Below are 23,052 nucleotides of genomic sequence, written 5' to 3' on the forward strand. Positions count from 1 at the left end.
TTTCCTCGGATACGTAAGCGCCCGGAACCGTCCGAGCGACGTTGGCCAGTGCGCTGGCCAGGCGGCGAAGATAAGCGCCGCGCCACCCGGCTGTCCAGCACAGTCAAACGGCGCTGCGGCATAACAGTGCGATTGGCTTAGCTGCCGAGCATGTCGTGCATGGCGATGATCTGTTCGGCCACCTGCGCCAGTTTCTGCTGGCGGCTCATGGCCTGCCGGCGCATCAGGGTGTAGGCCTGTTCTTCGTCACAGCTTTTCATCTTCATAAGTAGGCCCTTGGCCAGCTCGATGCGCTTACGTTCGGCCAGCTGGGCATCGCGAGCCTGCAGCTGTGCGCGCAGCGCCTGGTCGCTTTCGAAACGGGCCATGGCCACGTCGAGAATCGGCTGCAGGCGCTGGGCGTGGATGCCTTCGACGATATAGGCGCTGACGCCGCTCTGAATCGCCTGGCGCATCACGCCGGGATCGTGCTCGTCGGTGAACATGACAATCGGCCGCGGTTGATCACGGCTGACCAGCACCACCTGTTCCATCACGTCGCGGCTCGGTGATTCGGTGTCGATCAGGATCACGTCAGGCCGAACTGCCTCGACCCGTTCCGGCAGGTCGATGGTCAATCCGGATTCGTCGATGACCTCGAAACCGGCTTCGGTCAGGGCGTTTTTCAGGCGGCCAACCTTCTTTGCGGTGTCATTGATCAGCAGGATGCGCAGCATATTAGCGGCTCTCCTGTTGAATACTGAGGGGCGCATCGGCCAGGGCGTGTAGGGCAAAGCTGCGCGCGTAAACGGCCGGGTCGCTGCCGTCCCAGACCTGGCCATCGAGCAACTGGCTGCGGCGCATGTCGCTTGGTATGTCGATGCCGAGCGCTTCGGCAGCCTGGCGGTAAAGGTCGAGTTGCTGCACCTGGCGAGCAATCGCCAGGTAGTCTGGGTCGTCACGCAGCAGGCCCCAGCGGCGGAACTGGGTCATAAACCACATGCCGTCGGACAGGTACGGCTGGTTGACTGCGCCGCCTGCGTGGAAGCGCAGCGGGTGGGCATCCTGCCAGGCATGGCCGAGGCCGTCCTGATACTGGCCGAGGAAACGCGGCTGAATCGCCGACAGAGGCGCATCGACATACTCGCTACCACTGAGCAGTTGCGCGGTGCTGCGTTGGTTTTCTTCGCTCTCATCGATAAACCGACTGGCTTCCAGCACAGCCATGATCAACGCACGCGCGCTGTTGGGGTACTGTTCAGCAAACTCACGGGTGCAGCCCAGAACTTTCTCCGGGTGGTCCGGCCAGATGGCCTGGCTAGTTATAAGGGTGCAACCCATCTGCTCATTCACGGCCTGAGCGCACCAGGGTTCACCGACGCAGAAACCATCGATGCGCATGGCTTTAAGGTGGGCGAGCATCTGCGGTGGCGGTACGACGACGCTGTCCACGTCGCTCAATGGGTGAATGCCCTGGCTGGCCAGCCAGTAATTCAGCCACATGGCGTGGGTGCCGGTGGGGAAGGTCTGGGCGAAGGTCAGTTTTGCGCCAGGCTGGTGCGCGCGTTGCGCCAATGCGCTGCCAGTGCTCACACCGGCAGCTTGCAAGGCGGGCGACAGGTTGATGCTTTGGCCATTCTGGTTCAGGCCCATCAGCACGGCCATATCGGTGGCTGGTGCACCGCCAAGACCCAGCTGTACGCCATAGATCAGGCCGTAGAGGCTATGCGCTGCATCGAGTTCGCCGCTCAGCAATTTGTCGCGCAGCGTGGCCCAGGAAGCCTGGCGCTGCAGGTTAAGGGTCAGTCCATGCTTCTCGGCGAAGCCCTGGGTGGCGGCGACGATGACCGATGCGGCGTCTGTGAGGGCCATAAAGCCGATGTTCAGCACCGGTTTTTCCGGTGTGTCGCTGCGGCTGATCTCGTGCTCATTCATGGTGCGTTTCCTATGCCCACACAAAAAGGTGCCGTGCCAAGCACTGACTTCAGTCAGCGATCAGAACGACACCATTGTCTATTTGAGCCGTTTCCGCCGTTGGAAAGGCTTAGTGACTTAAGCCAAAGCAAGGCGTATGCCAGTGCATGGTACGGGGACGCAGACAGAACAAACCCCGCCGTAGCGAGGTTCGGTTTGGGACTGGCAGAGCTGGTTTAGCGTTCCAGCATCTGCTTGACTGAACTCTGTGGGATTTGCTGTTTGCGGCCTTCACTGTCGGTGAACTCGATCATGCCGGTGTCCTCGTCCAGCTGCGGTTTGCCGTCGCTGGTAAGCATCTGCCCGTCGGTGGTACTGATAATGTATTCACTGCTGCAGCCGGCCAGGCTGAATACGCAGAGTGCAGCAATAATCCAGTGTTTCATGAGGCTCTCCTGATGGTCCGTGGTGCGTTGTTGCACCCCCATTTCAGAAGGTAGCTGCTGAGCATTGCCTGGCAAGCCAGGCTGCAATAAAAAAGCCCCGCACTAGGCGGGGCTTTCTTGTTGCGGGTAACGCTTAAACCTGAACAGCAGGGATCTGGGCGTTTGCAGCAGCTTCACGGAACTCGGCGATCTGGTCGAAACTCAGGTAGCGGTAGACGTCCGCTGCCATGGTGTCGATTTTCTTCGCGTAGACCATGTATTCCTCAACAGTTGGCAGTTTGCCGGTGATGGCAGCAACAGCCGCCAACTCAGCCGAAGCCAGGTAGACGTTGGCACCATCGCCCAAACGGTTGGGGAAGTTACGGGTAGAGGTCGACACCACGGTGGAGTTCGCCTCAACGCGTGCCTGGTTACCCATGCAAAGCGAGCAGCCTGGCATTTCCATGCGCGCGCCTGCTTTGCCGTAGATGCCGTAGTAGCCTTCTTCGGTCAGCTGATGCTGGTCCATCTTGGTTGGTGGCGACAGCCACAGGCGAGTCGGCAGGGTGCCTTCGACTTTTTCCAGCAACTTACCGGCAGCGCGGAAGTGACCGATGTTGGTCATGCACGAACCGATAAACACTTCGTCGATTTTCTCACCCTGAACGGAGGACAGCAGACGAGCATCGTCTGGGTCGTTCGGAGCGCAGAGAACCGGCTCGTTGATCTCGGCCAGGTCGATTTCGATGATTTCGGCGTACTCGGCGTCCTTGTCGGCTTCCATCAGCTTCGGATCGGCCAACCAGGCTTCCATCGCTTGAGCGCGACGTTCCATGGTGCGGGCATCGCCGTAGCCTTCGCTGATCATCCAGCGCAGCAGGGTGATGTTCGAACGCAGGTACTCGGCAATCGCCTTTTCCGGCAGCTTGATGGTGCAACCAGCAGCGGAACGCTCGGCAGAGGCGTCGGACAGCTCGAAAGCCTGTTCAACGGTCAGCTCGTCCAGACCTTCGATCTCAAGGATGCGGCCGGAAAAGATGTTTTTCTTGCCTTTCTTCTCTACTGTCAGCAGGCCTTTTTGGATGGCCACGTAAGGGATGGCATGCACCAGGTCACGCAGGGTGATGCCTGGTTGCAGTTTGCCCTTGAAGCGCACCAATACCGACTCCGGCATGTCCAGCGGCATTACGCCAGTGGCAGCGGCGAAGGCAACCAGACCGGAACCGGCCGGGAAGGAGATGCCGATCGGGAAGCGGGTGTGCGAGTCACCACCGGTGCCGACGGTATCCGGCAGCAGCATGCGGTTCAGCCAGCTGTGGATGATGCCGTCGCCAGGACGCAGGGACACGCCGCCACGGGTGCGGATGAAATCCGGCAGGGTGTGGTGGGTGGTGACGTCGATTGGCTTCGGATAAGCCGCGGTGTGGCAGAACGACTGCATGACCAGGTCAGCGGAGAAGCCCAGGCAAGCCAGGTCTTTCAGCTCGTCGCGGGTCATCGGGCCAGTGGTGTCCTGGGAGCCGACGGTGGTCATCTTCGGTTCGCAGTAGGTACCAGGACGCACGCCTTTGCCTTCTGGCAGGCCGCACGCCTTGCCAACCATCTTCTGCGCCAGGGTGAAACCCTTGGTGCTGGCAGCAGGTGGCTCAGGCAGCTTGAACAGGTCGGTTGGGCCCAGGCCCAGTTCGGCACGCGCTTTCTCGGTCAGACCGCGACCGATGATCAGCGGGATACGGCCGCCAGCGCGGACTTCGTCGAGCAGTACTGGAGTCTTCATTTCGAAGGTGGTCAGTACTTCGTCGGTGCCATGCTTGCAGACTTTGCCAGCATGCGGGTACAGGTCGATCACATCGCCCATGTGCATGTTGGAAACGTCGAATTCGATTGGCAGAGCGCCTGCATCTTCCATGGTGTTGTAGAAGATCGGAGCAATCTTGCTGCCGAAGCAGAAACCACCCGCGCGCTTGTTCGGCACGTTAGGGATGTCGTCGCCGAAGAACCACAGCACCGAGTTGGTGGCGGATTTACGCGAGGAGCCGGTACCGACTACGTCACCGACGTAGGCAATCGGGAAACCTTGGCCGCGCATGGCTTCGATCTGCTTCATCGGGCCGGTTACGCCTTGCTCGTCCGGCACGATGCCGTCACGGGCCATTTTCAGCATGGCCAGGGCGTGCAGTGGGATATCCGGACGCGACCAGGCATCTGGCGCCGGGGATAGGTCGTCGGTGTTGGTTTCGCCGGTGACCTTGAACACGCGCAGGCTGATCTTGTCGGCCAGAGTCGGGCGGTTCTTGAACCACTCGCCGTCAGCCCAAGACTGCAGTACGGCTTTGGCGTGAACGTTACCGTTCTTAGCTTTCTCTGCAACGTCGTGGAAGGCGTCGAACATCAGCAGGGTGTGCTTCAGTTGCTCGGCAGTCACGGCAGCCAGTTCGCTGTCGTCGAGCAGCTCTACCAGAGTGGCGATGTTGTAACCGCCCTGCATGGTACCGAGCAGTTCAACAGCGTGTTGCTTGCTGATCAGAGGGGAAGTGACCTCGCCTTTGGCAAGGGCAGAGAGAAAACCGGCCTTGACGTAAGCGGCTTCGTCGACGCCTGGCGGCACGCGGTTGGTTATCAGGTCGAGAAGAACAGCTTCTTCGCCGGCTGGCGGGCTTTTCAGCAGCTCGATCAGGCCTGCGGTTTGTTCGGCGTTCAGCGGCTGGGGCACGATACCCTGAGCGGCACGCTCTGCTACATGTTTGCGATAGGCTTCAAGCACAGTTATTACCCTCATCAGTGGTCCCAAAGGGTTGTCCGGGACGCGATCCAGAAAACAACAAACCAGGCGCTTCGTGGCGTTATGGGCCGCTCAGCCGAGGTTACGCTGCTTTCTTGCAGAAGCTGTTTTCAAAGTTTTACGCCGGCAGGACGGGCTGGATGAGGGCTGGTGCAGACACTTGAAGGGTGGTTCAAGGGTCGGCACCAACATCGAACCTGCAGGATTGACTGTGCTCGTGACGCTTTGAAAACAGCTTCCAACGGACGTTGCTGCCTCTAAAAGGCCGGCCGATTCTACTGGAAAGCTTTGAATAAGTTAAGCCAAAGGCCCCGCTTATATAGGGGTGATCTGCCTTAGACAAAGGGCTAAGATGCCAGCCTGTCCGCCAGTATCCATGCCTTTTGCTATGTCCAACCAACGCATCAAAACCCCTTGTGTCGGCCTGTGCTCCACTGTTTACGGTGATTTGGTCTGCCGTGGCTGCAAGCGCTTTCACCATGAGGTGATCAACTGGAACGGCTACAACGACGAGGAAAAACACGCTGTTTGGCTGCGTTTGGAAGTCTTATTGGTGCAGGTGATGGCGGCCAAGCTGGAAGTTTTCGATGCCGATCGCCTGCGTATGCAGCTGGAACAGCGCAAGATCCGCTTTGTGCCACAGCAATCACCGTATTGCTGGGCGTATCAGTTGATTGCCCGGGGGGCGCGGGTAATCAGTCAACTGGAGGCCTATGGGATGGTACTGCTCCCTGAGTTTCGTGGCTGGGGCCTGCCAGAGTTACGTGATGCGATTGATCGAGAGTTCTTTCTGCTGTCTGAAGCGCACTACGAGCGTTACATCGCGCCACGCTTTCTGCTCGAAGGTCTTGAGCTAAGGGTCTGAAACCAGTGGTACATGAAAAAGCCGCCTGTTCAGGCGGCTTTTTTGTTGCGCGCAGTTGGTTTAACGCTGGGCGACCAGCTCTTCCAGGTGAGCGATGATGTCATCCGGCTTGAGCACCAGGATGTCGCTTTCCAGCGAATCAAGAATCACCTCGGCGGTGTTGCCGATCAGTGCGCCGGAAATACCGGTACGCGCCACAGTGCCAATCACCGTCACACCTGCGTTGAGTCGATGCGCGGTCTGCGGGATCAAGACATCGGCTGGGCCTTCGGCGATATGTAAGCGCTCATCGCTGATTTCGTACTCGGCTTGGAACGCCTTGCATTGTTCACGGTAACGCGCCTCGATGGTTTCCTTGAGCTGGAAGGTCGGGTCGGCCGCCGAGAGCATGGGGGCAGGGTATGCGCTGATCACGTGCAATTCGGCTTTGGCTAAAGCTGCAATATCAAAGCCATGGCTGACGATGCTGGCATGCAGGGTGCGGTGTTCGCTGTCGGCGTTACCCACATCGACTGCCGCCAAAATAGCGGTGTCCGCCCAGGATTTTTCGGTTTTAACCATCAGCACTGGCGCCGGGCAATAGCGCAGCAGCTTCCAGTCTTCGGGGGTGAGCAGGGCTTTTTTCAGTGGGTTGTCGGGGAAGTGCTGCTTGATCACCAGGCCGCACCCTTCGGCTTGTTGCACGTTGATGATGGTCTGGTGCTGAGTGTCATCCCAGGCCTGCTGGCTGGAGGTGCTGAACCCTTCGCTGTTAAGCAGGCCGGTAAGGTCGCGCAGGTAGCCGGTGTGATCACTTTTCTTGTCGCATACCAGCAGGTGCAGATGCGATTGAGTGACGCCGGCAATCAGCTTGGCGCGTTTGAGGGCCAGGTCTTCCGTGTGATTGGGCTCCATCACTACCAGAATGCTGCGAATAGCTTGCATGATCATCTCCATGTGCAGTCAGTTGTACTGTTTATCACTATAGATCGCTGCCACTGGCTTGATGCTTGACCGGTGTCAATCGAGTGGCTGTTCGCGTGCTCATTCGTATAATGGCCGCGCTGTAGCCTTATCACTCCCGCCTGCCTGGTTTTGTGAATTTATGTATCTGTTAGCCGCAACCGATGATCTGCTGCGTTGTTTTGCCCCTTGTCTGTTGGCATGTCGCCGTCTGGTTACGGAGATTCACCGATGAACCTGCCAGAAATTCATGAGTTTCTCGGCTGCCGTACGCCGGATGCCTGGATCACCGCCGCCTTGGCTGATCAGCAGACCCTGCTGATCGACCACAAGAACTGCGAATTTAAGGCCGCCAGCACAGCGCTGAGTCTGATGGCCAAGTACAGCACCTATATTGACCTGATCAACGCCATGTCGCGTCTGGCCCGTGAGGAACTGGTGCATCACGAGCAAGTGCTGCGCATCATGAAGCGCCGCAAGATCGGCCTGCGCCCGGTATCGGCGGCGCGCTACGCTTCAGGCTTGCGTAAGGTTGTGCGCACCCATGAGCCGCACAAACTGGTGGATACCCTGGTGGTCGGCGCCTTTATCGAAGCGCGCAGCTGTGAGCGTTTCGAGGCCCTGGTGCCGCATCTTGATGAAGAGCTAGGCAAGTTCTATTTCGGTTTGTTGAAAAGTGAAGCGCGGCATTTCCAGAATTACCTGAAGCTGGCGTATCAGTACGGCGATGCGCGTGATGTGGACCAGGCCATTGAGCGGGTGAGGGTGGCAGAGCGCGAGCTGATCGAGTCGCCGGACACTGAGTTTCGCTTCCACAGCGGTGTGCCGCCGCTCTAAAGCAAAAAGCGCCCAGTAGGGCGCTTTTTTGTAGGTGGGTATGTAGTGCTTACTGCTGCACTTTCAGATCCAGCGACAAGTCGCGTGCGGCCTTGGTGGCCAGAACACCCATCAGCTGGCTGATTTCATCCTGACGGCTGCTGGCGCCTTCGCTACCGCCACCCATCATCACGCTCGGCACTGGTGCTTGAGCAGCTGCTTCGGCCCAGACCTTGTTGATCGCGATCAGCGCATCAAGTTTGGGTTGTAACGCACCGTCCGCCTTGATCACCGCTTCACGGGCATAAGCCTCGGCGTCGGCGGTGATCTTCGTCGCGTCGGCGGTGATCGCAGCCTTGTCGCGCAGCAGCTCGGCGGTCTGCTTCTCGATCTCGGCGCGACCCTTCTCACGCTCGGCGTTGATTCGCGCCAGTTGCTTCTCGGTTTCCGCCTGGGTGGTGCGTTCGATCTGGTCGCGCAGGGTTTCCTGGCGACGCGCTTCCACTTCTTTCTCGCCGCGGGCGGTCACCAGCAGCTTCTCTTCTTCTTCCTTCAGGCGGTTCTGCCGTGCTACGGCCAGCTCAGCCAGGGCTTGCTGCACCTTGACCATGCGCTGTTTGTATTGCGGATTAGGGTCGACGTTGGTGATGCGCGCCTCGACCACTTCCACGCCGTATTTGCGGAACTGCTGCTGCTTGCGTACCGGGATGCCCTTGTTGTCCATGACCTTTTCGGTGACGAACTGGCTGACGTTGTTATCGCCGAACACACCCTGTTCAGTGCCGGCCTGCAGGATTGCGGTTTGCGTGGGCTGGTGGCCGCGCGGGCCGCGAATTTCCTTGCGCTTGATCAGGTACAGGCCGTCATTCAGCTGGTTTTCGAACTCGGCAGCAAACTCGCTGCGCGCACCGGCATAGAAATCGTCGGCGCTCATTAGTGAGGCGGTGGCCTGCAGGGTTTCCTTGATGGCCGGAACCAGCGCGGTTTTGATGAAGTTTTCCGGGTTGCGGTATTCCTGAGCGATTTTCAGGAACTGCTCGCCTGCAGGTAGGCGGAAACGCGCGGAGGACTCGACTTTGGCGTCGACGTTGCCGAGAAACACGATGGGGAAGGCTTCGATGGTGGCGCCGAGCGAGTCGTTGTCGCTGCTGTCGTCGATGGCCAGGGCTTCGGTAAGCACCGATTGCACGCTCAGGGCCTTTTTCCAGGCGGTAGCGCGGCCGAACCATTTGGTGGCGTAGCCCACGTCATCGACCACTTTCTCTTCACCGAAGATGGTGCGCACGTGAGTGGCAAAACCGGCTTCGTTATAAAAGAACACGCTGTTGAAGGTGACGAAACTCATCGCCACCAGTGCGGCGGGGGCGATGGCGTATTTAAAGAGATGTTCCTTGCTGAGCAGCATGATCGGTCCCTGATGGCGTTCTGAGGTCGCTGATGCTGATGATCGGCGAATCGTCCGTCAAGAGGGGGCGATCAGCGCTTTGTGCGCGCCGTCAAAGTTTCACGCAGGATCAAGATCGAAGGCACTTTGCTGCAAGCCTTGGCGGTCTGCTTGCAGTGCCCAGCCCTGTTTGTCCCAGTCGCCAAGCACAATGCGCTGCGCCGTCTGGCCGTTGACTTGCAGTTGATGGGTGGCGGGGCGATGGGTGTGGCCGTGGATCAGCGTGCGCACGCCGTGTTCGGCCATGATGCGCGGCACTTCATCCGGGGTGACGTCGACAATCTCGCTGGCTTTCATCCGTGTTTGCGTGCGGCTTTCATTGCGCAGCTTGCGCGCCAGTTTTTGTCGGGTGCTGAGCGGCAGGTTGCGCAGGATAAACAGCGAAATCGGGTTGCGCAGCCAACGGCGCAGCTTCATATAGCCGATGTCCTGGGTGCACAGGCTGTCGCCGTGCATCAGCAACACGCGCTCGCCATTCAATTCGATCACGCAGGGATCGGGCAGCAGGGTGCAGCCGGCTTCACGGCAGAAGGCCTTGCCGAGTAGAAAGTCGCGATTGCCATGCATCAGGTAGATGCGCGTGCCGCGCTCACTGAGTCGGCGCAGGGCTTGGGCAATCGAACGTTGAAAGGGGGTTATGGCATCGTCGCCGATCCACACTTCAAAGAAGTCACCCAGGATATACAGCGCCTGAGCTTGAACCGCGCGCGTTTCAAGAAAATGCAGAAACGCCCGGCTGGTGTCCGGGCGCTCCTGTTCAAGATGCAGGTCGGATATCAGTAAGATCACTCAACGATCTCGGCACGCTCGATGATCACGTCCTCAACCGGTACATCCTGGTGGCCGGATTTGCTGGTGGTAGCAACGGCCTTGATGGCGTTGACCACGTCCATGCCTTCAACCACTTCACCAAACACCGCATAGCCCCAGCCTTGCACGGTTGGTGCGCTGTGGTTAAGGAAGCTGTTGTCGCCCACGTTGATGAAGAACTGCGCGGAGGCCGAATGCGGCTCCATGGTACGGGCCATGGCCACGGTGCCGATCTTGTTGGCCACGCCGTTGTTGGCTTCGTTCTTGATCGGGGCGCGGGTGGTTTTCTGCTTCATGCCCGGCTCAAAACCGCCGCCCTGGATCATGAAGTTGCTGATCACGCGGTGGAAAACGGTGTTGTCGTAATGACCTTCTTTGACGTACTGCTTGAAGTTGGCCACGGTTTCCGGGGCTTTGTCTTCGAACAGGTTGAGGGTGATAACGCCGTGGTTGGTGTGCAGCTTGATCATGTAGGTAATCGCTCTGTCGATAAATCCGTGAGCCGCTGAATTTCCAGCAAAGGGCGTTGCAGCGGTTCTTGGGCCTGTCAGGGGGTTGACAGCTTCGGCTATGATAAGCGCTTTGTATAAGTCGGCCTACCCTGAGAGCCTGTTGACGCGTTGCCTGGTGCACGCGAACCGGTTCTGAGCCGCGCCTCGCACTCGCTAAGGACCCCATGAGCAAGCCAGAAACTGTCGCCGCCGCCAACTTTCTTCGTCCTATCGTCCAGGCTGACCTGGATGCAGGCAAACATGCGAAGATCATTACCCGTTTTCCTCCGGAGCCCAATGGCTACCTACACATCGGCCACGCCAAGTCGATTTGTCTGAACTTCGGTCTGGCCAAAGAGTTTGGTGGCGAGTGCAACCTGCGCTTTGATGACACCAACCCGGCCAAGGAAGACCAGGAATACATCGACGCGATCAAAAGCGACGTGCAGTGGCTGGGCTTTCAGTGGGCGGGCGAGGAGCGTTATGCCTCCAATTATTTCGACCAGCTGCATGCCTGGGCCATTGAACTGATCAAGGCGGGCAAGGCCTTTGTCTGCGACTTAAATGCCGAAGAAATGCGCGCTTATCGCGGCAACCTCACTGAACCGGGTAAGAACAGCCCGTACCGTGAGCGCAGCGTCGAGGAAAACCTTGATCTGTTTGCCCGCATGAAAGCTGGTGAATTCGCCGATGGCGCCCGTTCGCTGCGCGCGAAAATCGATATGGCCTCGCCGAACATCAACCTGCGCGACCCGATTCTGTACCGCATTCGCCACGCTCATCACCACCAGACGGGCGACAAGTGGTGCATCTACCCGAGCTATGACTTCACCCACGGTCAGTCGGACGCCATCGAAGGCATCACCCACTCGATCTGCACCCTGGAGTTTGAAGACCACCGTCCGCTGTACGAGTGGTTCCTGGCGCAACTGCCGGTGCCGGCGCAGCCGCGTCAGTACGAGTTCGCCCGGCTGAACCTCAACTACACCATCACCAGCAAGCGCAAGCTCAAGCAACTGGTTGACGAGAAACACGTCAATGGTTGGGACGACCCGCGCATGTCGACCCTCTCGGGCTTCCGCCGCCGAGGCTATACACCGGCTTCGATCCGCACTTTCTGCGACATGATCGGCGTCAACCGCGCCGGTGGCGTGGTCGATGTGGGCATGCTTGAGTTCGCCATCCGTGATGACCTGGACGCCAACGCAGGCCGCGCCATGTGTGTGCTCAAGCCGCTGAAAGTGGTTATCACCAATTATCCGGAAGGCAAGGTTGAGAACCTCGAACTGCCGCGCCATCCCAAGCAGGACATGGGCGTACGCGTGTTGCCGTTCAGCCGCGAGATCTATATCGACGCCGGTGACTTTGAAGAAACCCCGCCGGATGGCTTTAAGCGCCTGATTCCGGGTGGCGAGGCGCGTCTGCGCGGCAGCTACGTGATTCGTGCTGACGAAGCGATCAAGGATGCTGACGGCACTATCGTCGAACTGCGCTGCAGCTACGACGAAAACACCCTGGGCAAGAACCCCGAAGGCCGTAAGGTCAAGGGCGTGATCCACTGGGTGCCGGCGGCTGAAAGCGTTGAGTGCGAAGTGCGCCTGTATGACCGTCTGTTCCGCTCCGCCAACCCGGAGAAGGACGAAGAGGGCGGCAGCTTCCTCGACAACATCAATCCGGATTCGCTGGTGGTGCTCAAAGGCTGTCGCGCCGAGCCCTCGCTGGCTGAGGCTGCACCGGAAGAGCGCTTTCAGTTCGAGCGCGAAGGCTACTTCTGCGCCGATATCAAGGACAGCAAGCCGGGTGCGCCGGTGTTTAACCGCACTGTGACGCTGCGTGACTCCTGGGCTTAAGACCCAGGCGCTCTGATTAAAACCGGGCCGGTACGCCGGCCCGTGGTTTTCAAGGAACTGCAATGCTCTCGATCTACAACACGCTGACCAAAAACAAAGACGTTTTTAAACCGCTGGTGGGTAACCAGGTGCGCATGTATGTGTGCGGTATGACGGTTTACGACTTCTGTCACATCGGTCATGCGCGGGTGATGGTGGCGTTCGATGTGGTGACTCGCTGGCTGCGCCATCGCGGCTATGACGTGACCTACGTGCGCAATATCACCGACATCGACGACAAGATCATCAAACGTGCCAATGACAACGGTGAGCCGTTTGAAGCGCTGGTCGAGCGCATGATCGCGGCCATGCATGAGGACGAAGCACGCCTGAATGTGCTGCGTCCTGATCAGGAACCGCGTGCCACCAGCCATATCGCCGGCATGCACCAGATGATCCAGACCTTGATCGACAAGGGTTTTGCCTACGCGCCCGGCAATGGTGACGTGTATTACCGGGTCGGCAAGTTCGTCGGTTACGGCAAGCTGTCGCGCAAGAAGATCGAAGACCTGAAGATCGGTGCACGCATCGAAGTTGATGAAGCCAAGCAGGATCCGCTGGATTTCGTGCTGTGGAAGGGCGTTAAACCGGGCGAGCCGAGCTGGGAGTCGCCGTGGGGCGCCGGTCGTCCGGGCTGGCATATCGAGTGTTCGGTGATGTCCACTTGCTGCTTGGGCGAGACGTTTGACATCCATGGCGGCGGCCCTGATCTGGTGTTCCCGCACCACGAAAACGAGATTGCACAGAGTGAGGCGGCCACCGGCAAGCTCTACGCCAACGCCTGGATGCATGCCGGCGCGGTGCGCGTGGACGGCGAGAAGATGTCCAAGTCCCTGGGCAACTTCTTCACCATTCGTGAGGTGCTGGAAAAATATCACCCGGAAGTGGTGCGCTACCTGCTGGTGTCCAGCCATTACCGCAGCCCGATCAACTACTCCGAAGACAGTTTGCGCGAAGCCAAGGGCGCTCTGGAGCGCTTCTACAATGCGCTCAAGGGCCTGCCAGATGCTGCACCGGCTGGCGGTGATGCCTTTGTCGAGCGCTTTGCGGCGGCCATGGACGATGACTTCAACTCGCCAGAAGCCTGCGCCGTGCTGTTCGAAATGGCCCGTGAGATCAATCGTCTGCGTGAAACCGACCTGCAGGCCGCTGCTGGCTTAGCCGCGCGCTTGAAGGAATTGGCTGGGGTGCTGGGTGTGTTGCAGCTGGAGCCTGAAGCATTTCTGCAGGCCGGTGCTGCCGGTAAGGTCGATGCTGCCGAGGTGGAGGCATTGATCGCTGCGCGTCTGCAGGCCCGTGCCGAGAAGAATTGGGGCGAGTCAGACCGTATCCGCGACCAGATCACCGCTATGGGCGTGGTACTGGAAGACGGTAAGGGCGGTACTACCTGGCGCCTGGCGGACTAGATTGATTGCTGCATAAAAAGGCCGCTTTCGAGCGGCCTTTTTTATTGCGTACGGTTTGCTAGTTCCACAGCCAGTTCCACAGGCCCGGCAGCCGAGCGTACTGCTGTGGGTCGCCGAGGGCGCGTCTTAATGCAGCACGTTGCAGGGCATCACGTTGGCCATAGAACGGCTGTTTATCGGTGGCCAGGCCCACATCTGCGGCCACATCCAGAAGAATTTGCAGGTATTCCTGCATATGCCGTGCGGTGTAGGGATTGAGGTCGTGGAAGGTCACGACTACGGGTATCACCCCATCTACTGCCGGCAAGGCACCGACGCTGATCTGCTGTGCGGCCCGCGCCAGCTGGTCACGCAGGTTACTGCGCCGGCGCAGGCTGCCATTGATGCCCCAGGTCTTGCCATCGTTGGCGCTTAAATCGGTTAGCAGTATGCGCAGACCGTGCGTCTGGTAGGCGGCGAATGTGCGCTCGTCGTAGTTCCAGAAGGGTGGTCGCACCAGGCGCGGCGCCGTGCCACTGATGACGGTCAGGTCGGCTACACCGTTTGCCAGCGATTGTTGCAACGCTTCAGGGCTGAGGAAGCGGTGGTTGGCATGGCCTGGAGTTGCCGTGTGAAAACCCAGCAGGTGGCCCTCTCGTTGCTGGCGCTGAAGTAGCGTCTGGCCGTGAACGCTGCCGCCAGCTGCTGCGGCGCGGGTCTGGACAAAGAACAGCGCCTTGATCCCTGGCTGGATTGGGTTGTCTGCCAGGGTGTCGAGAATCTGTTCGGTTGGATTGTCGCGGGTATTGCCGCTTGGGCCGTCATCGAAACTCAGGAGAAAACGTATCGGTTCAATCTCGGGGTTTGCTTGTGGCGGTGCAATGCTGCCGCAGGCGCTCAACAGCAGCATGCTGATTAAGGCGCAGGCCAATGGCGCGGTTCGCGCAAAAGCTTCTGTTGGAGTTGCGGGGTCACGCATTAGGTTTGGGCTCGCGAAGGAGAAGGATTGGCCTGGTGGCGGCGCTGGAAGAGAGAGGGCACGGGTGAGCGCAGTACGGACCCGTAAAGGCTACCTAATGGGTTCGACCCTACCTGGGCCGTATAAGTCCATGTCAGGTTGAGAAGGCTGGTTCAGGCCAGGTGTTACAAGAGCTACGACCTAATCTAGCGCGCCGTCAGTCCTGTTTCCCGTAAGCGTTTGTACAGTGTGTTGCGGCTGACCCCTAGGCTGCGCGCCAGGTGCGAGATATTGCCGCCGCAGGCCTGGTACTGGCTGGCCAGATCATCCGCGCTGGTGCTGGCCAAAGGTGGCGGTAGCGTTTGGGTGGCGGCTATTTGCGCAGCTGCTGGCTGCAAATCGGCAAAGAAATCATCCGGCAGATGTTCGGCGCGGATCTGCTGGTCATCGGCCATGGCCAGGGCAATCTGCAAGACGCTGCTCAGTTGGCGCAGGTTGCCGGGCCACGGGTGACGCTCGAACAGGCTCAGCACCTCATGACTCAGTCCCGCCCATTGCTGCGGTTCGCGGTGGTAATCCCAGATGCGCTGGACCATGGCGGCCTTGTCGGTGCGTTCACGCAGCGGCGGCAGCTCCAGATTGAGGCCGCTGATGCGGTAGTAGAGGTCCTGGCGAAATAGCCCGCTTTCCACATCCTGGCGCAGCGGGCGGTTGGTGGCGGAAATCAGGCGGATATCCACCGGATACAGCTCGCTACTGCCCAGCGGTTGTACGCAGCGCTCTTGCAGTACTCGCAAAAGACGGGCCTGCACCCGCAGTGGCATATCGCCGACTTCGTCGAGAAATAGCGTGCCTTTGTGGGCTTTGCGAATCAGGCCGATGCTGCCTTTCTGGTTGGCCCCGGTAAACGCGCCTTTTTCATAGCCAAACAACTCGGACTCCACCAGCTCGGCTGGGATTGCCGCGCAGTTGACCGCGATAAATGCTTGGTTGGCGCGCGAGCTGGCGTGATGCAGGGCTTTGACGAAAACCTCCTTGCCGACTCCAGTTTCGCCATGCACCAGAATTGGAATGTCTTTTTCCAGCAATCGCTCTGCCTGGCGCACCGCTTTATCGACGCGCGGGTCGCCGAGGTTGAGCGAGGCCAGGGTGAAGTGGTTGCTGGTGGTGCTTTCGGGTGGCTGCGGGGCTTGGCGAAAGTCGCGGGCCTGGATTGGCGAAGGCTGCTGCGGGCGTTTGATTTGCGCGTGAAAGCGAAAGCGTCCGCTGGCGCGCAGGTTGAACGGCAGCGCCTCTGGCTGGTTGAGCAGTTGCTGCAGCGGCACGTCGAACAGGCTTTCGATATTCACTTGGGCCAGGCCAACACCCAGCAGGCTGTCGGCACGGCGGTTGGCGGAAACCACCTGACCTTGCTCATCGAAAATCAACAGTCCGGCCCAGGGGCTGCTGAGGTTATCCAGGCTGGTATTGAAACTCAGTTGGAAGTAACGCTGCTGGAACAGGTTGAGAATCAGCCGGTTCTCCACCGACTGGCTCATCATCTTGACCATGCCCAGGGTGTGCGAGGGCGGCAGGTAGCTGTCGCTCGACACATCCAGCACCGCAATCATCTGCCGCTGCTCGTCAAAAATAGGCGAGGCCGAGCCGGTCATAAAGCGGTTGGCCTTGAGGAAATGCTCATCGTGCTGAATATGTACCGCCTGGGCGCAACTCAGGGCGGTGCCGATGGCATTGGTGCCGGTGTAACGCTCCAGCCAGGTGGCTCCGGCGACAAAGCCGGCGGCGCGGCTCGGTTCGATAAAACGTTGGTCGCCCCAGGACTGCAGCACCTGACCTTGGTGGTCGGCCAGCATGATCAGGCAATTGGAGTTGGCCAGGATGGTGCCGTAGTAGGGCAGCACTTCCTTGTGGGTGGTGTGCACCAGAGCATGCTGGCTTTCCAGAAGCGCGCTGACTTCACCGCGCTCGGGCTGGTTGAAGATCGGTGTGCTCTGGTGGGTTAGGCCGTAGTCACGACAGCGTGTCCAGGAGTCCTGGATGATGGTCTCGTGAGGCAGGGCAGTGACAGCGTCAGCCATGACAGGTCTCTCGCGCGGGTTCTTGTTGTTATTGGCCACGGTCTGCGCCGGGTCACAGCAGTGTCGCCGAAGGCTGTTCGATGTCAACGCTGTGGCTGTTCAGTTGTTCACTGTGCACTGTTCAAAAGTGTTCAGTGGTGTTTGAGCTGGATGCCTACATTCACCTGCAGTTGTTTTAAATCAATGGCTTGGGGGTGCCGCAAAGGGTTGGCACGGAACTCGCCTTGTTGCAGGGCAGATAACAAGAAAAAGGACGGCCCATGTCACTTACCCTGGAGCATGTCACGCGGATCGTTGATCACCAGCTGTATATCGACGATGCCTGCCTGAGCTTCGAACCCGGCTCCTTCAATGTGCTGCTGGGGCGCACGCTGTCTGGCAAGACTAGCCTGATGCGCCTGATGGCGGGGCTGGACAAGCCCAGCAGCGGACGCATCCTGATGAATGGCGCGGACATGACTAATGTCTCGGTGCGCCAGCGCAACGTGTCGATGGTCTACCAGCAGTTCATCAATTACCCGACCCTGACGGTGTTCGAGAACATCGCCTCGCCGCTGCGTCAGGCCGGCGTGAGCAAGGCCGAGATTCTGGAAAAGGTCCATGCCACGGCGAAGATGCTGCGTATCGAGGCCTTGCTCCAACGTCATCCGCTGGAGCTGTCCGGCGGTCAGCAGCAGCGTACGGCGATGGCGCGGGCGCTGGTCAAGGATGCTTCGCTGATTCTGTTTGATGAGCCGCTGGTCAACCTCGACTACAAGCTGCGAGAAGAGCTGCGCCAGGAGATGCGCGAGCTGTTCCAGGCTCGTCACACCATCGCCATTTATGCCACCACTGAGCCCAACGAGGCCCTGGCCCTGGGTGGCACCACCACCATCCTGCATGAGGGACGGGTGGTGCAGAGCGGCAAGACCGCCGAGGTTTATCACCGTCCGCAACAGGTGCTGGCCGCCGAGCTGTTTTCCGAGCCGGCGATCAACCTGATGCCGGGGCGCGTCAGCGGCACCGAAGTAAGTTTTGCTGATACCGTGCATTTCCCGCTCAACCCGGACCTGCAAGGTATTGCCGAAGGCGAATACCGCTTTGGCGTGCGACCCAGTCATATCGGCCTGGTGCCGTCCAATGATGACGATCTGGAACTGGCGGTAACGGTTGAACTGGCTGAGATCAGCGGTTCGGAAACCTTTCTGCATGTGCGCAACGAGCAGTTCGTGCTGGTCCTGCACCTGCCTGGGGTCCATGAGTACGACGTGGACACGCCGATCCTTATCTATATCCCCACTCACAAGCTGTTTGTCTTTGCCGCTGATGGGCAGTTGATTCAGGCGCCCAGCCGCCGTCTGGGGAGGGTTGCCTGATGGCCGAGATCCGTTTGCACAACCTGGCCCACAGTTACAGTCGCGCGCCGAATGGCGCGGCCGATTACGCCATCCGCGAGATGAACCATGTGTGGGAGCAGGGCGGCGCCTATGCGCTGCTGGGGCCTTCCGGCTGCGGCAAGTCGACCCTGCTGAATATCATTTCCGGGTTGCTTAGTCCGTCCCATGGCGAGGTGCAGTTCGATGGCAAGGTGGTCAATGCGCTGCCGCCGGAGCTGCGCAATATCGCTCAGGTTTTCCAGTTTCCGGTGGTCTACGACACCATGACGGTGTTCGATAACCTGGCCTTCCCGCTGCGCAACCAGGGCATGAATGAGGCGAAGATCCTCACCAAGGTCAACGAAATTGCCGAGGTGCTGGAGCTGCACCCGTTGCTGCACAAGCGTGCCCGTAATCTGACCGCCGATGAGAAGCAGAAAGTTTCCATGGGCCGTGGTCTGGTGCGTGACGACGTGTCGGCGATCCTCTTCGATGAGCCGCTGACGGTGATCGACCCGCACCTGAAATGGAAGCTGCGGCGCAAGCTCAAGCAAATTCACGAGCAGTTCAATATCACCATGGTATACGTCACCCACGACCAGCTCGAAGCCTCGACCTTCGCCGACAAGATTGCGGTGATGTACGGCGGGCAGATCGTCCAGTTCGGCACCCCGCGTGAGTTGTTCGAGCGCCCCAGCCACACCTTTGTTGGCTACTTCATCGGCAGCCCAGGAATGAACCTGATTGATGTGCTGCCTTATGCCGGCGGTGTGCGTTTCAACAACACCGTGCTGCCGTTGTCGCCGGCGCTCAATCGGCGCCTGGCCGAGCTGCCTGGGGCCAAATTGAAAATTGGCATCCGTCCGGAGTTCGTCCATGTCTGGGATGGCCCCAACGAGGACGCGCTGTGTGGCGAGGTGCTGCATGTGGAAGACCTTGGCACCTACAAGATTCTCACCCTCAAGCTCGATGGCCAGTCGCTCAAGGTGCGCCTGCAGGAAGACCAGCCCGTGCCGCAGCAACAGGTGTACCTGAGCTTTCCGGCGCAGTGGTTGATGCTCTACGCCGATGACTTTCTGGTTGAGGCGCAAGCGCAGGAGATGCAGCCATGAAGGTTCAGAACAACAAGGCCTGGTGGTTGGTGCTGCCGGTATTCCTGCTGGTGGCGTTCAGTGCCATCGTGCCGATGATGACGGTGGTCAACTACTCGGTGCAGGACATCTTCGACCATTCCACACGCTATTTCGTTGGCGTCGACTGGTACAAGCAGGTGCTGCAGGACACCCGTCTGCATGACTCGCTGCTGCGCCAGTTCATCTTCTCCGCTTGCGTGCTGCTGATCGAAATTCCCTTGGGCATCGCCATCGCCCTGTGCATGCCGACCAAGGGGCGCATGGCTTCGCTGGTGCTGATCGTGCTGGCGATTCCGCTGCTGATTCCGTGGAACGTGGTCGGCACCATCTGGCAGATCTTCGGCCGCGCCGACATCGGTTTGCTGGGCTGGAGCCTGAACAGCTTGGGCATCAGCTACAACTACGCCTCCAATACCAGTGACGCCTGGGTCACGGTGTTGATCATGGACGTCTGGCACTGGACCTCGCTGGTGGCGCTGCTTTGCTATTCGGGGCTGCGTGCCATTCCGGATGTGTATTACCAGGCGGCGCGCATCGACCGTGCATCCGACTGGGCGGTGTTCCGTCATATCCAGCTGCCCAAGCTGAAGAGCGTGCTGCTGATCGCGGTGATGCTGCGCTTTATGGACAGCTTCATGATCTACACCGAACCCTTCGTGCTGACAGGTGGCGGGCCGGGTAACGCCACTACCTTCCTCAGCCAGACCCTGACGCAAATGGCCATCGGCCAGTTCGACCTGGGCCCGGCGGCGGCGTTTTCGCTGGTGTACTTCCTGATCATCCTGTTGGTGTCCTGGCTGTTCTACACCGCCATGACCCATAACGATAAGACTCGCTGAGACCTACCATGACCCTACGCAAGAAGGTGGTACTGGGGCTGTATGTCCTGTTCCTGCTGGTGCCGATCTACTGGCTGCTGAACATGTCGTTCAAGAGCAACACCGAGATCCTCGGCGGCCTGACGCTCTGGCCGCACGGCTTCACCCTGGATAACTACAAGGTGATCTTCACCGACCCGAGCTGGTACGAAGGCTATCTCAACTCGCTGTACTACGTGTGCCTGAATACGGTGATTTCGCTGACGGTGGCGCTGCCGGCGGCCTACGCGTTTTCGCGCTACCGTTTTCTCGGCGACAAGCACCTGTTCTTCTGGCTGCTGACCAACCGCATGGCGCCACCGGCGGTGTTTCTGCTGCCGTTTTTCCAGCTGTATTCGTCGATCGGCCTGTTCGATACGCATATCGCCGTGGCGCTGGCGCACTGCCTGTTCAACGTACCGCTGGCGGTTTGGATTCTCGAAGGCTTTATGTCCGGCGTACCGAAGGAAATCGACGAAACCGCCTATATCGATGGCTACAGCTTCCCGAAATTCTTCGTGAAGATCTTTATCCCGCTGATTGGCTCGGGCATCGGCGTCACCGCGTTCTTCTGCTTCATGTTTTCCTGGGTCGAGCTGCTGCTGGCGCGCACCTTGACCTCGGTGGACGCCAAGCCGATTGCTGCGGTGATGACGCGCACGGTGTCGGCATCGGGGATCGATTGGGGCGTGCTGGCGGCGGCAGGGGTGTTGACCATTCTGCCGGGCATGTTGGTGATCTGGTTTGTCCGTAACCATGTGGCCAAGGGCTTTGCCCTGGGCCGGGTATAGGAGTCGCGACTATGGATTGGATGGCCTGGACTCTGCCGACGGCGTTGTTTTTCGGCTTTATCGGCATGCTGCTGGTCGGCATGACGATCTGGGAACTGCGTTCGCCCTGTATTGAACGCAAAGGGTTCTTGCCGATTGCGACCACCCGTGGTGATCGGCTGTTTATCGGTCTGCTTGGAAGTGCCTACCTGCACCTGCTGGTGGTGGGCGCGACCGATTGGAGTGTCTGGATAGCCTCGGTGCTGTCCCTGTTCTGGTTATTTGCAGTGATGCGTTGGGGCTAAGTCGGGCTGCCTTGGGCGCGCCTGCTGATTGGGTGCGGCCATGACCCGCTTGCCTCATTCCAAACCCTGAGATGGAGGTCTCTATGTTCGACAATAACAACAAAACTCGACATAGCATGGCGCTGGCTGCCCTGCTGACGTTGTCCGGCTTGAGCGGCGCAGCCTGGGCTGATGCCTACGAAGAAGCGGCAAAGAAGTGGATCGGCGAGGAGTTCAACCCCTCGACCCTGACGCCTGAGCAGCAACTCGAAGAGTTGAAGTGGTTTATCAAAGCCGCCGAGCCGTTTCGCGGCATGAGCATCAGCGTGGCCTCGGAAACCATCGCCACCCACGAGTACGAGTCCAAGGTACTGGCCAAGGCCTTCAGCGAAATCACCGGGATCCAGCTCAAGCACGACCTGATGCAGGAAGGTGACGTCGTCGAGAAGCTGCAAACCCAGATGCAGTCGGACAAGAACATCTACGACGGCTATATCAACGACTCGGACCTGATCGGCACGCACTTCCGTTACGGCAAGGCCGTGGCCATCAGCGACATGATGGAAGGCGAAGGCAAGGCTGTGACCTCGCCGACCCTGGATCTGCAGGACTTTATCGGCATTTCCTTCACCACCGGGCCTGACGGCAAGCTCTATCAACTACCGGATCAGCAGTTCGCCAACCTTTACTGGTTCCGCGCTGACTGGTTCGAGCGTCCGGAGCTGAAGGCCAAGTTCAAGGAAATCTACGGCTACGAGCTGGGTGTGCCGGTCAACTGGTCAGCCTATGAAGACATCGCCGAGTTCTTCTCCGAGAAGGTCAAGGAGATCGATGGCCAGCGCATCTACGGCCATATGGATTACGGCAAGAAAGACCCATCCCTTGGCTGGCGCTTCACCGATGCCTGGTTCTCCATGGCTGGCGGTGGCGACAAGGGCCTGCCTAACGGCTTGCCCGTGGACGAGTGGGGTATTCGCGTGGACGGTTGCCGTCCGGTGGGCTCCAGCGTTGCCCGTGGCGGCGATACCAACGGCCCGGCGGCGGTGTATGCCACCACCAAGTATGTCGACTGGATGCGCAAGTACGCGCCGCCAGAAGCGCAGGGCATGACATTCTCCGAGTCCGGCCCGGTTCCAGCGCAGGGCAGCATCGCCCAGCAGATCTTCTGGTACACCGCCTTTACCGCAGACATGACCAAGCCAGGTTTGCCGGTGGTTAATGAAGACGGCACACCGAAGTGGCGCATGGCGCCTTCACCAAAAGGTCCGTACTGGGAAGAGGGTATGAAGCTGGGTTATCAGGACACCGGCTCCTGGACCTTCCTCAAATCCACCCCGGAGAAACAGCGCCTGGCCGCCTGGCTGTATGCGCAGTTCGTTACCTCGAAAACCGTATCGCTGAAGAAGACCCTAGTCGGTCTGACGCCGATTCGTGAATCGGACATCAACTCGCAAGCCATGACCGACGTCGCGCCGAAACTGGGCGGCTTGGTGGAGTTCTATCGCAGCCCGGCGCGGGTGCAGTGGACGCCGACCGGTACCAACGTGCCTGACTACCCACGTCTGGCTCAGCTGTGGTGGCAATTCATTGCTGAAGCAGCCAGCGGCGACAAGTCGCCACAAGAGGCGCTGGATGGCCTGGCAGCGGCGCAGGACACCATGCTGGGTCGCCTTGAGCGTTCCGGCGTGCTGGGTGAGTGCGGGCCGAAGCTCAACGAACCGCGTGATCCGCAGTACTGGTTGGACCAGCCGGGCGCACCTAAACCCAAGTTAGCCAATGAAAAACCTCAAGGTGAAACCATCAACTACAACGAGCTGCTGAAATCCTGGGCGCAAGCCCGCGACTGACGCTGTGGGTTGAACTAGGTATAAAAAA

At 59.4% G+C, this 23,052-nt stretch carries 20 protein-coding genes; 10 read left to right on the forward strand and 10 right to left on the reverse strand.

The window, feature by feature from the left end:
• Positions 1-137: 137 nt before the first annotated feature.
• From HCI85_RS09455 to acnB, 4 genes are all read right to left on the reverse strand, one after another.
• Positions 138-716 carry an ANTAR domain-containing response regulator gene (locus tag HCI85_RS09455; RefSeq protein WP_090255884.1) on the reverse strand — a complete coding sequence of 193 codons (579 nt, stop codon included), beginning with the start codon at positions 714-716 and terminating at the stop codon, positions 138-140.
• A gap of 1 nt (position 717) precedes the next feature.
• A complete protein-coding gene (locus HCI85_RS09460) occupies positions 718-1,914 on the reverse strand; it encodes a CmpA/NrtA family ABC transporter substrate-binding protein (protein WP_167144498.1) in 1,197 nt (398 codons plus the stop codon).
• Between the two features lie 215 nt (positions 1,915-2,129).
• Complete coding sequence (locus HCI85_RS09465) at positions 2,130-2,339, reverse strand: YgdI/YgdR family lipoprotein (RefSeq protein ID WP_090255882.1); 210 nt, start codon at positions 2,337-2,339, stop codon at positions 2,130-2,132.
• Positions 2,340-2,472: 133 nt separating this feature from the next.
• A complete protein-coding gene (acnB, locus tag HCI85_RS09470; RefSeq protein ID WP_167145713.1) occupies positions 2,473-5,082 on the reverse strand; it encodes a bifunctional aconitate hydratase 2/2-methylisocitrate dehydratase in 2,610 nt (869 codons plus the stop codon).
• 406 nt (positions 5,083-5,488) lie between these two features.
• Here acnB and HCI85_RS09475 point away from each other — a divergent pair, with 406 nt between their 5' ends.
• The gene (locus tag HCI85_RS09475) at positions 5,489-5,965 is read left to right on the forward strand and encodes a DUF1289 domain-containing protein (protein ID WP_167144501.1); all 477 of its coding nucleotides are present in this window, start codon (positions 5,489-5,491) and stop codon (positions 5,963-5,965) included.
• 60 nt (positions 5,966-6,025) lie between these two features.
• Here HCI85_RS09475 and HCI85_RS09480 read toward each other — a convergent pair whose 3' ends face one another.
• On the reverse strand, positions 6,026-6,889 hold the full coding sequence (locus HCI85_RS09480; protein WP_167144503.1) for a universal stress protein: 864 nt from the start codon (positions 6,887-6,889) through the stop codon (positions 6,026-6,028).
• Positions 6,890-7,138: 249 nt separating this feature from the next.
• Between HCI85_RS09480 and miaE the strand changes: the two genes are divergently transcribed.
• Complete coding sequence (miaE, locus tag HCI85_RS09485) at positions 7,139-7,744, forward strand: tRNA-(ms[2]io[6]A)-hydroxylase (RefSeq protein WP_167144505.1); 606 nt, start codon at positions 7,139-7,141, stop codon at positions 7,742-7,744.
• A gap of 49 nt (positions 7,745-7,793) precedes the next feature.
• Here miaE and HCI85_RS09490 read toward each other — a convergent pair whose 3' ends face one another.
• The 3 genes from HCI85_RS09490 to HCI85_RS09500 form a co-directional block, all read right to left on the reverse strand.
• Positions 7,794-9,128, reverse strand: a complete 1,335-nt coding sequence (locus tag HCI85_RS09490) for an SPFH domain-containing protein (protein WP_167144507.1) — start codon at positions 9,126-9,128, stop codon at positions 7,794-7,796.
• A 99-nt stretch (positions 9,129-9,227) separates the two neighbouring features.
• Positions 9,228-9,956: a UDP-2,3-diacylglucosamine diphosphatase gene (gene lpxH, locus HCI85_RS09495; RefSeq protein WP_167144509.1), complete on the reverse strand. Its 729-nt coding sequence runs from the start codon at positions 9,954-9,956 to the stop codon at positions 9,228-9,230.
• Positions 9,953-10,447, reverse strand: a complete 495-nt coding sequence (locus HCI85_RS09500; RefSeq protein ID WP_090255875.1) for a peptidylprolyl isomerase — start codon at positions 10,445-10,447, stop codon at positions 9,953-9,955. Before HCI85_RS09500 ends, lpxH begins: the two co-directional genes overlap by 4 nt.
• Positions 10,448-10,653: 206 nt before the next feature.
• On the opposite strand from HCI85_RS09500, the gene HCI85_RS09505 reads away from it, so the two are divergent.
• Together HCI85_RS09505 and cysS are read left to right on the forward strand one after the other, a co-directional pair.
• Positions 10,654-12,318 carry a glutamine--tRNA ligase/YqeY domain fusion protein gene (locus tag HCI85_RS09505; RefSeq protein WP_167144511.1) on the forward strand — a complete coding sequence of 555 codons (1,665 nt, stop codon included), beginning with the start codon at positions 10,654-10,656 and terminating at the stop codon, positions 12,316-12,318.
• A 62-nt stretch (positions 12,319-12,380) separates the two neighbouring features.
• Positions 12,381-13,763 (forward strand): cysteine--tRNA ligase, encoded by a 1,383-nt coding sequence (gene cysS, locus HCI85_RS09510; RefSeq protein ID WP_167144513.1) that lies wholly within the window; start codon positions 12,381-12,383, stop codon positions 13,761-13,763.
• 58 nt (positions 13,764-13,821) lie between these two features.
• Here the strand turns inward: cysS and HCI85_RS09515 are convergent, their stop codons facing one another.
• Positions 13,822-14,652: a polysaccharide deacetylase family protein gene (locus HCI85_RS09515; protein ID WP_167144515.1), complete on the reverse strand. Its 831-nt coding sequence runs from the start codon at positions 14,650-14,652 to the stop codon at positions 13,822-13,824.
• Between the two features lie 254 nt (positions 14,653-14,906).
• Positions 14,907-16,778 carry a sigma-54-dependent Fis family transcriptional regulator gene (locus tag HCI85_RS09520; RefSeq protein ID WP_167144517.1) on the reverse strand — a complete coding sequence of 624 codons (1,872 nt, stop codon included), beginning with the start codon at positions 16,776-16,778 and terminating at the stop codon, positions 14,907-14,909.
• A 260-nt stretch (positions 16,779-17,038) separates the two neighbouring features.
• On the opposite strand from HCI85_RS09520, the gene HCI85_RS09525 reads away from it, so the two are divergent.
• From HCI85_RS09525 to HCI85_RS09550, 6 genes are all read left to right on the forward strand, one after another.
• Positions 17,039-18,133: an ABC transporter ATP-binding protein gene (locus HCI85_RS09525; RefSeq protein ID WP_167144519.1), complete on the forward strand. Its 1,095-nt coding sequence runs from the start codon at positions 17,039-17,041 to the stop codon at positions 18,131-18,133.
• Positions 18,133-19,245: an ABC transporter ATP-binding protein gene (locus HCI85_RS09530; protein ID WP_167144521.1), complete on the forward strand. Its 1,113-nt coding sequence runs from the start codon at positions 18,133-18,135 to the stop codon at positions 19,243-19,245. The genes HCI85_RS09525 and HCI85_RS09530 overlap by 1 nt, the downstream gene beginning before the upstream one ends.
• Positions 19,242-20,105: a carbohydrate ABC transporter permease gene (locus HCI85_RS09535; protein ID WP_160014187.1), complete on the forward strand. Its 864-nt coding sequence runs from the start codon at positions 19,242-19,244 to the stop codon at positions 20,103-20,105. Before HCI85_RS09530 ends, HCI85_RS09535 begins: the two co-directional genes overlap by 4 nt.
• Before the next feature lie 8 nt (positions 20,106-20,113).
• Positions 20,114-20,914 (forward strand): carbohydrate ABC transporter permease, encoded by an 801-nt coding sequence (locus tag HCI85_RS09540; RefSeq protein WP_090255867.1) that lies wholly within the window; start codon positions 20,114-20,116, stop codon positions 20,912-20,914.
• Positions 20,915-20,925: 11 nt separating this feature from the next.
• A complete protein-coding gene (locus HCI85_RS09545) occupies positions 20,926-21,198 on the forward strand; it encodes a DUF2160 domain-containing protein (RefSeq protein WP_167144523.1) in 273 nt (90 codons plus the stop codon).
• Positions 21,199-21,281: 83 nt separating this feature from the next.
• The gene (locus HCI85_RS09550; RefSeq protein ID WP_167144525.1) at positions 21,282-23,024 is read left to right on the forward strand and encodes an ABC transporter substrate-binding protein; all 1,743 of its coding nucleotides are present in this window, start codon (positions 21,282-21,284) and stop codon (positions 23,022-23,024) included.
• Positions 23,025-23,052: the final 28 nt, after the last annotated feature.

The sequence above is a fragment of the Pseudomonas sp. OTU750018 genome, from assembly GCF_011636575.1.
GTDB lineage: Bacteria > Pseudomonadota > Gammaproteobacteria > Pseudomonadales > Pseudomonadaceae > Aquipseudomonas > Aquipseudomonas peli.